Raw genomic sequence first — 14,761 nt, forward strand, 5'->3', positions numbered from 1 at the left:
GGGGACGCAAATGGACAACCCCGAGAATGGGCAGTTGCATCGCGACGCGGGCGGGCGACCTCGTCGATCGGCCGGCTGGCTTGCCCGCGCCGTCCTGTCGGCGACATTCCTGCTCGGCATGGCTTTCAGCAGCACTGCGTTTGCGCAGGACCAGCAGCTACCCGTGGTGACGGCGGCCAAGCCGGTGGTCCGTGACATCGTCGAAGACGACGAGTTCGTCGGGCGCTTCGAAGCCGTTGACCAGGTCGCCATCCGTTCGCGCGTCAGCGGCTATCTGGACAAGGTCAGCTTCCAGGATGGCGCACTGGTCAACAAGGGCGACCTGCTCTTCACCATCGACCAGCGTCCGTACCAGGCGGCTTATGATGCCGCCAAATCGCAAGTGGACGTCGCCAAGTCCCTGCTCGAATTCTCCAAGATGCAGCTGGATCGCGCCGACGAACTCGCCAAGACCGGCAATATCTCAACCGCGACGGTCGACGACCGCCGGCGGGAATACCTTTCGGCACAGGCGCAGATGCAGGGCGCAACGGCTGCGCTGAGGTCGGCCAGCCTGAATCTGGAATTCACCGAGATCAAGGCGCCCTTGTCCGGCCGCATCGACCGCCGGCTGGTGTCGGTCGGCAACCTCGTACAGCCGGATTCCACCTTGCTGACGACCATCGTTACGCGCGATCCGATCGATTTCTATTTCGACGTCGATGAGCGCCTGTATTTCAGCTACGCCCGCGACGCGAAGGAGCGAGGCGGCTCGATGCAGGAAGGCGCCGGCGGGCTCGAGGTGGTGGTTCGCGTCGCCGACCGCGCGGAGGCGGTATTCAAGGGCAAGCTCGATTTTGCCGAGAACCGGATCGACAACGCGACCGGCACCATGCGGGTGCGTGCAACGTTTCCCAACGCCGACGGCGTTCTCCAGCCAGGCATGTTCGGGCGCATCAACGTGCCGGGGTCGCTGCCGCATAGCGGCGTGCTGGTACCCGACGAGGCGATCGGCGCCGATCAGGATCGCCGCATCGTGTTCCTGGTGGATGAGGCCGGCATGGTATCGGCGAAGCCCGTGCGCACCGGCCCGCTTCTCGACGGCTACCGGGTGATCCGCCAGGGCCTGACCGGCAACGAGACGATCATCGTCAACGGGGTGATGCACGCCAGGCCCGGCACCAAGGTGAAGGTCGAGATGGTGACGTTGCCGCCCAAGGTCGAGACCGCCGGATTGCAGCAATGAGGTTAGCCCATTTCTTCGTCGACCGTCCGATCTTCGCATCGGTCGTTTCGATCGTCCTGCTGATCCTTGGCGGGATTGCTTATACCCAGCTGCCGGTCGCGCAATATCCCGAGATCGCGCCGCCGACCATCGTCGTTCGCGCGCAGTATCCGGGCGCCGACGCCGAGACGGTAGCAGCGACCGTGGCAACGCCGATCGAGCAGGAGATCAACGGCGTCGAGGGCATGCTCTACATGTCGTCCTATTCGTCGGGCGACGGGGCGATGGCGCTGACCATCACCTTCAAGCTGGGCACCGATCTCGACCAAGCGCAGGTGCTGGTGCAGAACCGCGTGTCGGTCGCCGAGCCGCGCCTGCCCGAAGAAGTCCGCCGCCTCGGCATCACCACCACCAAGAGCTCGCCCGACCTGATGATGGTCGTGCACATGCTGTCGCCCGACAATACCTACGACCAGCTCTACGTCTCGAACTACGCCCGCTCGCGGGTGCGTGACATACTGCTCAGGTTGGACGGCGTCGGCGACCTTATCATCTTCGGCGAACGCGAATATTCGCTGCGCATCTGGCTCGATCCGGAAAAACTGTCGGCCCTGGGGATGACCTCGGGCGATGTGGTGCAGGCGCTGCGCGACCAGAACGTCCAGGTGTCGGGCGGCTCGATCGGCGCGCCGCCGACCAACATGGGCACGGCGTTCCAGTACACGGTCACTACGCAAGGCCGCTTCAACGACGCGCGCGACTTCCGATACGTGATCGTCAAATCGACCGAAGACGGCCGCCTGATCCAGCTGCAGGACGTGGCGCGCATCGAGCTCGGCGCCAAGGATTACGTCACCAACTCCTATCTCAACGGCAAACCGGCGGTGGCGCTCGCCATCTTCCAGCGGCCGGGCACCAATGCGCTCGCCGCAGCCGCGGAGATCCAGGACAAGATGAAGGAGCTCTCCCGCGACTTCCCGAAGGGGTTGAGCTACGACATCGTCTACAATCCGACCGAGTTCGTCGCCGAGTCGATCCAGGAGGTCTACAAGACGATCCTCGAGGCGATGGTGCTGGTCATCATCGTCATCATCGTCTTCCTGCAATCGTGGCGCATGGCGATCGTGCCGATCGTGGCGATCCCCGTGTCGCTGATCGGTACGCTGGCAGTGCTTTACGCCGCCGGCTTCTCGCTCAATATGCTGACGCTGTTCGGCCTCGTTCTGGCGATCGGCATCGTCGTCGACGATGCGATCGTCGTGGTCGAAAACGTCGAGCGCAATATCGCCACAGGGCTGGCGCCCAATCCGGCGTCGCACCTGACCATGGACGAAGTCGGAACGGCGGTCATCGCCATCTCGCTGGTGCTGATAGCCGTGTTCGTACCGACAGCCTTCATCCCCGGCATTTCCGGGCAGTTCTACCTGCAGTTTGCGATCACCATCGCAGTGTCGACGGCGATCTCGGCATTCAATTCGCTGACGCTTTCGCCGGCGCTGGCCGCACTGCTGTTCAAGCCGCACCACACTGCTGCGGCGCCGCCGCGCTTTTTCCTGGCGCGGTTCGGACAGGCGCTCGCCGACGGCTTCAATCGCGGCTTCGACAGGCTCGCCCATTGGTATTCGAACATCGTCCGCGTGCTGGTCGGCTCGCGGATAGCGATCGGCGCCATGCTGGCCGTTTTTGCGGCCCTCATCGCCGCCACGGTCTATATGGCGCAGACGGTGCCGCGCGGTTTCATTCCGTCGCTCGACCAGGGCTATGCGATCGTCGTCGTCCAGTTGCCGGACGGCGCCTCACTGTCGAGGACCGATGCTGTCATCCAGCAGGCGTCGCAGATCATCCAGAAAACCCCAGGCGTCGACTACGCAGTCGCCTTCGCCGGCTTCTCCGGCGCAACCTTCACCAACGCCAGCAACGCGGGCGTGATCTTCGCCAGGTTCAAGCCGTTTGACGAGCGACTGAAAGCCGGCCAGTCCGCGACCCAGGTCATCGGCAATCTGTTCGGCAGCCTGCAAAGCATCAAGGAAGCCTTCATTATCGCACTGCCGCCGCCGCCGATCCGCGGCGTCGGCAATGCCGGCGGCTTCAAGCTGCAGATCCAGGAGCGCAACAGCGCCGACATGCGGCAGATCCTGGCGCTTGCCTACGAAATCGCCGGCAAGGCCAACAAGACGCCGGGGCTGACGGGCGTGTTCACTACCTTCTCCGCGTCGAGCCCGCAATTCTTCCTGGCGATCGATCGCGACAAGGCGCGCATCCTGAACGTGCCGATCCCCAACATCTTCGAGACGCTGTCGATCAATCTGGGCACCGCCTACGTCAATGACTTCAACGCTTTCGGGCGCGTGTACCAGGTGCGGGCGCAGGCCGACCAGGCGTTCCGCCTCGATCGCGCCGACATTTTGAAACTGAAGGTGCGCTCGGCGACCGGCGCGCTGGTTCCGCTCGGCACGTTGATCGAGATCCGCGACGTCACCGGCCCGGCGCTGGTCCAGCGCTACAACATGTATGTCTCGGTGCCGCTGCAGGGCAACGCCGCGCCCGGCGTTTCCACCGGCGATGCGCTGGCCAAGATGGAAGCGATCACGGCACAGACGCTGCCGGCCGGTACCTCCTATGAATGGACCGAGCTCGCCTATCAGGAGCGCAACACCGGCAATGCCGCTGTCTATATCTTCGGACTGTCGGTGCTGTTCGTGTTCCTGGCGCTGGCGGCGCAATATGAAAGCTGGGTGCTGCCCTTCGCCATTGTGCTGGTGGTGCCGCTCGGCGTGCTCGCGGCATTGCTCGGCGTGTCTTTCCGAGGGCTGGACAACAACATCCTCGTGCAGATCGGCCTCATCGTGCTGATCGGGCTTGCCGCCAAGAACGCGATCCTGATCGTTGAATTCGCGCGGCAGGCACAGGAACGCGGCCTGTCGGTCGCCGAGGCTGCCGTCGAAGCCTGCCGGCTCAGGCTGCGACCGATCCTGATGACCGCCTTCGCGTTCATCCTCGGCGTCGTGCCGCTGATGATCGCAACGGGCCCAGGCGCAGAAATGCGCCAGTCGCTCGGCACCGCGGTGTTCTCCGGCATGCTCGGCGTCACCTTCGTCGGCCTGTTCCTGACGCCGGTGTTCTACGTCACGCTCAGGTCGCTGTTTTCACGGCGCAAGCCGCGTGCCGAGGCCGAGCCTTCGGCGCCGGCAGAGGCGCCATCGGAGACGGCTGCCGAATAGGGTTACGAATTCGCCGCGTCGGGCGCGGCTTATCGCTCCAGAAAATCGGCGCGACGCGGCAACGGCAACGATCTGAGTGATCTCGGCGTCGAGGTGCGGTGGAGACCCTGCTCGACGAGACGATGCCGGGCTGCGGCATAACTGGCACGCTCGCGGATGTCTTCGCGAGAAATGCCGGCATCCGCCAGTGTGCGGTCCGGGACTCGCCTCAAGCTCGCAAGCGTCTGGCGATAGGCAAGCCAGCGCGCGAAACGCTGTCGAAGTTCATAGAACATAATCGTCTCCTTTGGCGGGCGGAACGCCCGCGCCTGAATTAATCGAAAGCGCAAAGCATCGGTTCAAAGTGTACTCGATCGAAGGGATTGCGCCGGCTTCCTAGCCTGCCGAGGCGCTTGTCGCCGCCCCGCAAGGCGGGATTTGTCCAACATTTCCAAGGCTCGCATACTTGCGCGTGGTGCCCGCTTCGCGCTACAGCCACGGTCGCAACGATTTTTTCATTTCTGCAATATGGATATCGACTGGGACGATCTGAGGTTGTTTCTCAACGTTGCGCGGCTGGGTGGCTTGAGCGCTGCGACGGGAACCACGCGCCTAAGCGCGGCCACCCTTGGCCGACGCGTCACCGCGCTTGAAAAGCAGATCGGCGAACCGCTGTTCGTGCGTCAGCAGACAGGCTACCGGCTGACGCAGGTCGGTGACGAACTGCTGCGGCGCGCCGAAGATGTCGAGGCCGCAATGCAGTCGCTGACCCGCTGGCGCGAGGGCAGCCTGCCCGACCGCATTGTCCGCGTCTCGGCCGGGCCATGGACCTCGGCCTTCGTTTCCGCCCATATCGGCGAAATCTGGACGGTCGATGACGGCATAAGGGTAGAACTGATCACCACTACCGACCGGGTCGACATCGGCCGCCGTGCCGCCGACATCGGCATTCGCGGCGAGCGCCCGACCGAACAGTGGCTGGCCGGCCGTCAGAGCGGCAAGGTTGCACATGCCATTTATTCCGGACGCCACCTGATCAACGGCATCGCCGCCGGGTTGTTCGTCGGCGTCACTGGCGAAGGCGCAAACATTGCCTCGGCGCGCTGGCTGCAAGCTCATCACGGCGACCGCATCGCGGTGCGGGGCAACAACGCCCATTCGGTGCGTGAACTGGTGGCCGCCGGTGCCGGCCTTTCGATCTTCCCATGCTTCGTCGGTGACAGCGACCCGCGGCTGGTTCGCGTTGCTCAGCCCATTCCAGAACTCGAAACCGACCAATGGATCGTCACCCATCACGAGGAACGTCACTCCCCGCCGGTACGAAAAGTCGCCGACCGGATCGCGGCCTTGATGCGGGCGCATCAGCCGCTGTTTCGCGGCGAGACGCCTATCCGGTAAGCCTCAGTCGATCGCCCGCCAGCCGAGCGCATGCTGGCGCTCGTTCCTGGCCGCCACTGAAGCCGGGGACAAAGAGGCGGTTGTCGACACAGTTACGGCAAAGCCCGCGGTGGAACGTTAGCGTCTGACCGCCGGCTCCGACAGAAAAGTTCCTGCTCGAAATCCGAAACCGCTGCCATGCGCCTGCTGTGAGCCGCCAATGTCGCTGCTCCGTTGCGAGCTGTCCATAGATAGGCGCCGCGAGCGGTGGCGTCTCTCCCGTGTCGGCTCGGATAGGCGATCTGGAACGAGCGCCACATCCAAGAGCCGGCCGCATCTACTCCGCGGCCTGAAACCGATTGACCTGGATGATCGCCCTGATCTCCGCCCGGCAGGAGCCGCAATTGGTGCCGGCCTTCAGGGCGCTGCCGATGGCATCGACGGTCGCGCAGCCGGCCGTCACTGCCGCCACGATCTGGTTGACCCCGACGCCGAAACAGGAACAGACGATCGCACCGGCATCTGGCCGTTCGGCTCCAGCGCGGCCGGCGACGATGCGGAAGCGTTCGCGCTGGCTGGCGTGCACCTCCTCGAGCTGTTGCGCTGCCCAGCCGCGTGATACCGCGACCGGGCCGGACGCAACGAACAAGGCCCCGGCGAGGTGCTTGTCATCGAAGGCGGCGATACGGTGCTGGCCCGCGTCGCGGTCGTGATAGGCGAGCATTTCGGTTTCCGGCGGCGCGCCGAACAGGGACTGGGCAAAGCCTGTCCAGTCGATCTCCGCCTCGGCGAAAGCGAGTTCGATGCGCCAGCCACCCCTGCAGCGGGCTGCTGCCCAGTAGTCGGCGTCGATCGCCTCGGGACGTCGCCGCGTCACGGCGAAGCCAAAAGCTTTTGCGGCGAATTTCTCAAGCCGAACCGCGACGTGTTTCAAGGCGGGCTGACCGGAAACGGGGTCGGTGAGCGACGCGGTCAACGCGTCGAGCCGGCCCTTGGCGGCGAACTGGTCGGTCCAATGCATCGGTGCAAACAGACTGCCACGGCGCTGGCGGGACGTGATCATTGCGCGCACGAGCACCTCGCCGCGCGGGCTGGAGATACGCACGATGTCGGCGTCGCCGATGCCGTAGCGCTGCGCATCCGCAGGGTGAATCTCGACGAAGGGCTCCGCGATGTGCTGGGACAGACGGGGGCTTTTGCCGGTCCGCGTCATGGTGTGCCAGTGGTCGCGGACCCGGCCGGTGTTGAGGATGAGCGGATAGTCCTGATTGGTGCGGCTTTCCGTGGCGGCCCGAATGGCGACGAACCGCGCCTTGCGGTCGGCTGTGTAGAAATTGCCGTCGGCGAAGAAACGGGTGATGGAGGAACCAGCTGCGGTCTTCTGGGAGCTCGACGCTGGCCACTGGAAAGGCGCCAGCGCGTGATAGTCTTCTTCATCGACACCTGAATAGGCACCGATATCGAAATCGCGCGCGCCGTCATTCTCGAAGCCCGACAGCGCGGCGTGTTCGGCGAAGATTTTCGCCGGCAACGAATAGGAAAATGCTTCGCCAAAACCCATCCGCTTGCCAACCTCGGCGACGATCCACCAGTCGGGTCGCGCCTCGCCGGGTGCTGGCAGAAAGGAGCGCTGGCGCGAGATTCGGCGCTCTGAATTGGTGACGGTGCCGTCCTTCTCGCCCCATGCGGCGGCGGGCAACCGGACATGGGCATGGCGGACGGTGTCGGTCTTGGCCAACACGTCCGACACCACGACGAAGGGGCAGGCCTTGATTGCTGCTTCAACGGCGTCGGCATCCGGCATGGAATCGACCGGGTTGGTGGCCATGATCCACAGCGCCTTGATGCGTCCGTCGGCGAGCGCCTGAAACATCTCCACAGCTTTCAGGCCGGACTTTTGCGCAACGGTCGGCGCATTCCAGAAGCGCTGCAGGCGGTCGCGATGCTCAGGGTTTTCGATCTCCATATGGGCGGCCAACATATTGGCCATGCCGCCGACCTCGCGGCCACCCATGGCGTTTGGCTGACCGGTCACCGAAAACGGCCCTGCCCCGGGTTTGCCGATCCGGCCAGTGGCGAGATGGCAGTTGATGATGGCATTGACCTTGTCGGTGCCCGACGAAGACTGATTCACGCCCTGGCTGTAGACAGTGACGGTCTTCGCGGTGGCCGCGAACAGACTGTAGAACCGGGTGAGCTCATCCTCGCTGAGGTCGGTTGCGGCTGCGACACCGGCAAGGTCGAGTTTCGAGGCGGCGAAAAGCGCTTGGCCGAAACCCGCGGTGTGCGCAGAGATGTAACCGCGGTCGACCGCGTTGTGCTGGCCGAGATAAGCGAGCAGCCCCGTGAACAAAGCAACGTCGCCATCCGGCGCGATCGCCAGATGCATGTCGGCGATGTCAGCAGTCATGGTACGCCGCGGGTCGACCAGCACGACCTTCATGTCGGGCCGCTTTTCCCGCACTGCTGCGATGCGCTGGTAGAGAACGGGATGGCACCAGGCGAGGTTGGAGCCGACCAGCACGATCAAGTCGGCGAGCTCGAGATCCTCATAGGTGCCCGGCACGGTGTCGGAGCCGAAGGCGCGTCGGTGGCCGGCCACCGATGAGGCCATGCAGAGGCGGGAATTAGTGTCGATGTTGGCCGAGCCGATAAAACCTTTCATCAGCTTGTTGGCGACATAGTAATCTTCGGTCAGCAGCTGTCCGGAAACATAAAAGGCGACCGAGTCCGGACCGTGCTCAGCGATGGTCCGCGCAAAGGTCGTGGCGACGCGGTCGAGCGCTTCGTCCCAGCCGGCGCGGCGCCCGTCGATTTCGGGGTGGAGCAGCCTGCCGTCGAGGTCGATGGTTTCGGCCAGGGCCGAGCCCTTGGAGCAAAGCCGGCCGAAATTGGCAGGATGGTCGGGATCGCCGCGGACCGACACTTGCCCGTCCGCGGCGACCTTCGCCAGCACGCCGCAACCCACCCCACAATAGGGGCAGGTGGTCCTCACCTCGCGCGCTGCGTCGATTTCCATGATTCAGGCCGCGCGGCTGGCCAGCGCTTCCAGCGCAATGAACAGATGTTCGCCATCGATGCGCACCGGAATGGTGCGCACCACACCCTCATCGGCGCCGAGTGCCTTGCCCGTCTCCAGCGAGATCACCCAATTGTGCAAGGGACAGGTGACCGCGGTGCCATGGACAATGCCTTGGCTCAGCGGTCCGCCTCTGTGCGGGCAGTGGTCGTCGATTGCATAGACCTGATCGTCCTGGGTGCGGAAGACCGCGACCTTGCCTTCCGGCGTGGCGACGCAGCGCGCCCCACGGCGTGGGATGTCCGAGAGCGAGCCAATGGCGATCCAATTCATCATGCTCACTCCGCCGCCTGCGCAAACCCGACCGAAGCCATCGGCCTGAACTCGTGCTTGTCCTTGCCGGAGACGCGCTCCGACCACGGGTCGACCTGGGCGAATTTCTGGCTGAAGACGAAGCGGTCGTAGTAGGCCTTGCGCTTGTCGCCGTTGTCCATGATCTGGCGCTTGATCTCCGGGATGCCGATGCGCTTGGCCCATTTGTAGATGCGTTCGAGATAGCGGCCCTGCTCGCGATACATCTGCGTCAGCGCCACGATATGTTCGAGCGCCTCGTCTTCTGTCTTCACAAGGCCGAGCACCTCGGTGCCCTTGATGTCGAGGCCGGCCGCTCCGGCAAAATGGATCTCGTAGCCACTATCGACGCAGATCACGCCAACATCCTTGCAGGTTGCCTCGGCGCAGTTCCTCGGGCAGCCCGACACCGCCATCTTGACCTTGGCAGGGGTCCACGAGCCCCACATGAACTTTTCGATGCGGATGCCGAGGCCCGTCGAATCCTGCGTGCCGAAACGGCACCAGTCCGAACCGACGCAGGTCTTCACCGTGCGCAACCCCTTGGCGTAGGCATGGCCGGAGACAAAGCCGGCCTGGCCGAGATCGGCCCACACCGCCGGCAGGTCTTCCTTGCGGATACCGAGCATATCGATGCGCTGGCCGCCGGTGACCTTGACCATGGGGATCTCGAACTTGTCGACGACATCGGCGATGGCGCGGAGTTCCGCGGCGTTTGTCACGCCGCCCCACATGCGCGGCACCACCGAATAGGTGCCGTCCTTCTGGATGTTGGCGTGAACGCGCTCGTTGATGAAACGCGACTGATAGTCGTCGGCATAGTCGTCCGGCCAGTCGCAGACGAGATAGTAGTTGAGCGCCGGCCGGCATTTGGCGCAGCCGCAAGAAGTTGTCCATTCCAGCTCCTGCATGACGGCCGGAATGGTCTTCAGGCTCTTGGCGATGATCAGCCGGCGCACCTCGTCATGGCCGAGCGTGGTGCAGCCGCACATAGGCTGTACTGCTGCCGGGTTGTACTTGTCGCCGATGGTCAGCACCATCAGCTTCTCGACCAGCCCGGTGCAAGAGCCGCAAGAGGCCGACGCCTTGGTGTGGGCGCGCACGTCGTCGAGCGAGGTCAAGGCCTTGGCCGTGATCGCGCCTGTGATCTTGCCCTTGCAAACGCCGTTGCAGCCGCAGATTTCCGCATCATCCGGCAAGGCTGCAACGGCCGCCATAGGGTCCAGCGGGGCACCCCCCTGGTACGACTGGCCGAAGATCAGTGTGTCGCGCATCTCCGATATGTCGGTCTGCTTCTTCTTGAGATCGTTGAACCAGGCCCCATCCGCCGTCTCGCCATAGAGCACGGTGCCGATGATGCGATCGTCCTTCAGCACCAGGCGCTTGTAGACGCCGGCCGCGGCATCGCGCAGCACGATCTCCTGGCGGTCCTCGCCCTCGGCGAAGTCGCCGAGCGAGAACAGGTCGATGCCGGTGACCTTGAGCTTGGTCGGGGTGTCCATATGGACGAAAGCGGCTGCCTCGTCGCCGGCAAGCTGGCGTGCCGCAACGCGTGCCATTTCGTAGAGCGGCGCCACCAGGCCGTAGACCTGTCCGTTGACCTCGGCGCATTCGCCGAGTGCGTAGATATCGGGATCGTTGCTGCGCATGCCGGCATCAACGACGATGCCGCGGTTGACGGCGATGCCAGCCTCTTTGGCCAACGCCGAATTCGGCCTGATACCGACGGCCATCACCACCAGCGTTGCCGGAATGACGGTGCCGTCGGCAAGTTCGACCTGCGCGACCTTGCCGTTGCCTGTGATCGCCTTTGTGTTGGCCTTGGTGATGACCTTGATGCCGCGCTGTTCGACGGCGCGCTGCAGGAGATAGCCGGCGGCCGGATCGAGTTGGCGCTCCATCAGCGTCGGCATGACATGCAGCACGGTGACGTCCATGCCTTGGGCGTTGAGACCGGCCGCAGCCTCTAGCCCGAGCAAGCCGCCGCCGATGACCACGGCCTTGGCGCGCGACTGCGCGGCAAGCATCATCGCCTGCACGTCGTCGAGGTCGCGATAGGTCAGCACGCCCGGCAGATCATGGCCGGGCACCGGAATGATGAACGGCACCGAGCCGGTGGCGATGACGAGCTTGTCGTAAGGCTCGGTGACGCCATGATCGGACGTGACGGTCTTCGCCGTCCGGTCGATCGCGATGATCTTGTGACCCTTGTAGAGGGTGATGTTGTTGGCGATGTACCAGCCGTCGCCGTGGATGATTATTTCCTCATAGGCCTTTTCGCCCGACAGAACCGGCGACAGCATGATGCGGTCGTAGTTCACGCGCGGCTCGGCGTTGAAGATGGTGACGGTGTAGCGACCGGGAGCTTGCTCAAGCAGATGCTCAAGCATGCGCCCTGGGGCCATGCCATTGCCGATGATGACGAGTTTTTCGCTCATGGCGTTACTCCGCGGCTTCGACAAAGCGGTGGCGTTCGTAGAGGAACTTCAGCACCGCCTCGCGGCAGCGCAGGAAGGTGCGGTCCGAAGAGAGTTCGATGCGCCGGCGCGGACGCGCCAGCGGCACCGCAAGCACCTCGCCGATGGTCGCCGCCGGGCCGTTGGTCATCATGACGATACGATCGGACAACAGCACTGCCTCGTCGACATCGTGGGTGATCATGATCGTCGTCGAGCCGAGCCTGGAATGGATGTCCATCACCGCATCCTGCAGATGGGCGCGCGTCAGCGCGTCGAGCGCACCGAACGGCTCGTCGAGCAGCAGGATCTTCGGTTCCATGGCCAGAGCCCTGGCGATGCCGACGCGCTGCTTCATGCCGCCCGATATTTCGGCTGGCCGCTTGTCCTTGGCATGCGCCATCTGGACGAGATCGAGATTGCGCATGATCCAGTCATGCCTCTCGGCTTTGCTCTTGGTCCGACCGAGGACTTTCGATACCGCCAGGTTGATGTTTTCGTAGACGGTGAGCCACGGCAGCAGCGAATGGTTTTGGAACACCACCGCGCGTTCGGGTCCGGGGCTGTCGACTTCCTTGTCTTCGAGCAGCACGGCGCCGGCGGAAACCTTGGTCAGCCCGGCGATCAGGTTGAGCAAGGTCGACTTGCCGCAGCCGGAATGACCGATGATCGAGACGAACTCGCCCTTGTCGATGGTCAGCCTGATGTCCTTCAGCACCTCGCTGACCTGATTGCCGCGGGCAAAGCATTTGTCGATATGATCGAGTTTCAGATAGGCTTTCATCAAGCTCTCCTCACTTTGCCGTTGTGCCGCGGGTGACGAAGGCACCGACCGCCGCGACCAGACGGTCGAGGCAGAAGCCGGTGACGCCGATATAGGCGAGCGCGACGATGATGTCGGGCAGCCGCGACGAGTTCCAGGCATCCCAGATGAAGAAGCCGATGCCGACGCCGCCGGTCAGCATTTCGGCGGCGACGATGGCGAGCCAGGACAAGCCGATGCCGATCCTCAAGCCGGTGAAGATGTAGGGAGCCGCGGCCGGCACCATGATCTTGACGAAGAATTCGAACTGGTTGAGCCGCAGGATGCGCGAGACGTTGCGGTAGTCCTCGGGGATGTTGCGCACGCCGACGGCGGTGTTGATGATGATCGGCCAGATCGAGGTGATGAAGATGACGAAGATCGCCGACGGGCTGGAATCGCGGAACGCTGCCAGCGACAGCGGCAACCAGGCCAGCGGCGGCACGGTGCGCAGGATCTGGAACACCGGATCGAGACCGCGCATCGCCCAGATCGACTGGCCGACCAATGCTCCAAGCGCGACGCCTACGACCGCCGCCAGGCCAAAGCCGATGGCGACGCGCTGCAGCGAAATCAGCACCCGCCACGCCAGCCCGATATCTTGCGGACCGTTGTTGAAGAACGGATGAGCGATCAGGTCATAGGCCTCGTTCCAGACCTGGCTCGGCGGCGGCAGGCTGGCGGTGGGCGACGAGCAGGCGATCTGCCAGACGACCAGCATCAGGGCGATGACGATCGCTGGCGGCACCAGCGCACTGGCCAGTTTGCCGGCGATCACGATCGGATCAAAGCGGCGCCGCGCCTTGGCGGTGAAGGCGATGACCTCCGCCGGCTTCGCGGGGAACGCCTTCACCGTTGTGTCCTCGATAGTCTGAATCGACATGTCTGGGAAAAACTCCTTGGGCCACTGGCGCCGACGATTAGGCGGATGCCTTGATCTTCAGGCTGTCGAGATAGGCGGACGGGTTGGCGGGATCGAAGACCTTGCCGTCGAAGAAGGTCTCGACGCCGCGCGATGAAGACGCCGGGATGTCGGCCGCGGCAACGCCGAGATCCTTGGCCGCCTCGCGCCACAGGTCCTCGCGGTTGACCTGATCGACGAGTGCCTTGATGTCGGTGGTCGGCGCGAATTTTCCCCAACGGATGTTTTCTGCGAGGAACCAGCTGTCGTGGCTCTTGAAGGGATAGGAGACGCCGCCGTTCCAGAATTTCATGTAGAGATCGGTGCCGGAGGCGACGCGGCCATTGCCGTAATTGATGTCGCCCTTGAGGCGGCCGATGATGTCGGCGACAGGGACGTTCATCCATTGCCGCTTGCCGATGATGGCGGCCATCTCGTCCTTGTTCTCCATGGCCTCGCACCATTGCTGCGCTTCCATGACGGCCATCAGGATCGCCTTGGTGGCGTTCGGGTATTTGTCGATGAATTCGGCGCGCAGGCCGAGCGCCTTTTCGGGATGGCCCTTCCACAACTCGCCTGTCGTGGCAGCGGTAAAGCCGACACCCTGATGGACGAGTTGCTCGTTCCACGGCTCGCCGACGCAGAAGACGTCCATGTTGCCGACCTTCATGTTGGCGACCATCTGCGGCGGCGGCACCACGATGGTCGAAACATCCTTGTCGGGATCGATGCCGCCGGCGGCGAGCCAATAGCGCAGCCAGAGGTCATGGGTGCCGCCCGGGAAAGTCATGGCGGCCTTGATCTCCTTGCCGGCTGCCTTCTTGGCGGCAAAGGCGTCCTTCAGCTTGGAGGCATCGAGGCCGACGCCCGTGGCGGCATATTCCTGCGCCACCGAAATGCCCTGGCAGTCGTAATTGAGCCGCGCCACGATCGCCATGGGCATCGGCTGGTTGTTCTGCGTCACCTTGCCGGTGTGCATCAGGTAAGGCAGCGGCGTCAGGATGTGGGCTCCGTCGATGCCGTTGGCTTCGCCGCCGAGCATCAGATTGTCACGCGTCGCGCCCCAGGAGGCCTGCTTCAGCACCTCGACATCGGGCATTCCGTGTTTAGCGAACAGCCCCTTCTCCTTGGCGATCATTAGCGGTGCCGCATCGGTCAGCGCGATGAAGCCGAGCTTGGCGCCGGTGACTTCCGGAGCAGTCGTGGCGGCATAGGCGCCCGAGGGGAAGAGCTTGCGAGCCGCTATGAACAGACCGGCGGTCATGGCACTGCTGACAAGAAAATCGCGACGCGTCACATCCTTGAGCGACGTGCCTGTCCCGATCCATTGCTTCATCGTCTTCTTCATCGTCGTCTCCGGTTGAACGCGAGGGCGTTGGCCCAAAACAAAAAAGCCACCGTCCAGGCCTCGCGCGTCCGTACATCCGGGATCGCATCTTGACCTGAGCGGC

The 14,761-nt window shown here is 63.9% G+C and carries 10 protein-coding genes; 3 read left to right on the top strand and 7 right to left on the bottom strand.

Features of this window, described 5'->3' with window-relative positions:
* Positions 1 to 118: 118 nt before the first annotated feature.
* Together AC1D1L_RS19590 and AC1D1L_RS19595 are read left to right on the top strand one after the other, a co-directional pair.
* A complete protein-coding gene (locus AC1D1L_RS19590) occupies positions 119 to 1,225 on the top strand; it encodes an efflux RND transporter periplasmic adaptor subunit (protein ID WP_352584315.1) in 1,107 nt (368 codons plus the stop codon).
* A complete protein-coding gene (locus AC1D1L_RS19595) occupies positions 1,222 to 4,425 on the top strand; it encodes an efflux RND transporter permease subunit (RefSeq protein ID WP_477343096.1) in 3,204 nt (1,067 codons plus the stop codon). Before AC1D1L_RS19590 ends, AC1D1L_RS19595 begins: the two co-directional genes overlap by 4 nt.
* 29 nt (positions 4,426 to 4,454) lie before the next feature.
* On the opposite strand, the gene AC1D1L_RS19600 is transcribed toward AC1D1L_RS19595, so the two are convergent.
* Positions 4,455 to 4,700 (bottom strand): DUF1127 domain-containing protein, encoded by a 246-nt coding sequence (locus AC1D1L_RS19600; RefSeq protein ID WP_477343097.1) that lies wholly within the window; start codon positions 4,698 to 4,700, stop codon positions 4,455 to 4,457.
* Positions 4,701 to 4,932: 232 nt separating this feature from the next.
* On the opposite strand from AC1D1L_RS19600, the gene AC1D1L_RS19605 reads away from it, so the two are divergent.
* The gene (locus AC1D1L_RS19605) at positions 4,933 to 5,802 is read left to right on the top strand and encodes a LysR family transcriptional regulator (protein WP_352583558.1); all 870 of its coding nucleotides are present in this window, start codon (positions 4,933 to 4,935) and stop codon (positions 5,800 to 5,802) included.
* Positions 5,803 to 6,118: 316 nt separating this feature from the next.
* On the opposite strand, the gene AC1D1L_RS19610 is transcribed toward AC1D1L_RS19605, so the two are convergent.
* Genes AC1D1L_RS19610 through AC1D1L_RS19635 form a run of 6 tightly spaced genes read right to left on the bottom strand, consistent with a single transcriptional unit; the run spans position 6,119 to position 14,658 of the window.
* Complete coding sequence (locus AC1D1L_RS19610; protein ID WP_477343098.1) at positions 6,119 to 8,800, bottom strand: nitrate reductase; 2,682 nt, start codon at positions 8,798 to 8,800, stop codon at positions 6,119 to 6,121.
* A 3-nt stretch (positions 8,801 to 8,803) separates the two neighbouring features.
* Positions 8,804 to 9,133, bottom strand: coding sequence for a nitrite reductase small subunit NirD (nirD, locus tag AC1D1L_RS19615; protein WP_112562149.1), 330 nt, complete (start codon positions 9,131 to 9,133; stop codon positions 8,804 to 8,806).
* 5 nt (positions 9,134 to 9,138) lie between these two features.
* Positions 9,139 to 11,589 carry a nitrite reductase large subunit NirB gene (nirB, locus tag AC1D1L_RS19620; RefSeq protein WP_352561457.1) on the bottom strand — a complete coding sequence of 817 codons (2,451 nt, stop codon included), beginning with the start codon at positions 11,587 to 11,589 and terminating at the stop codon, positions 9,139 to 9,141.
* Between the two features lie 4 nt (positions 11,590 to 11,593).
* A complete protein-coding gene (locus tag AC1D1L_RS19625; protein ID WP_477343099.1) occupies positions 11,594 to 12,391 on the bottom strand; it encodes an ABC transporter ATP-binding protein in 798 nt (265 codons plus the stop codon).
* 10 nt (positions 12,392 to 12,401) lie between these two features.
* On the bottom strand, positions 12,402 to 13,292 hold the full coding sequence (gene ntrB, locus AC1D1L_RS19630; protein WP_352583552.1) for a nitrate ABC transporter permease: 891 nt from the start codon (positions 13,290 to 13,292) through the stop codon (positions 12,402 to 12,404).
* A gap of 37 nt (positions 13,293 to 13,329) precedes the next feature.
* A complete protein-coding gene (locus AC1D1L_RS19635; protein ID WP_435053220.1) occupies positions 13,330 to 14,658 on the bottom strand; it encodes a CmpA/NrtA family ABC transporter substrate-binding protein in 1,329 nt (442 codons plus the stop codon).
* Positions 14,659 to 14,761: the final 103 nt, after the last annotated feature.

The sequence above is a fragment of the Mesorhizobium sp. P2_D6 genome (assembly GCF_056404315.1).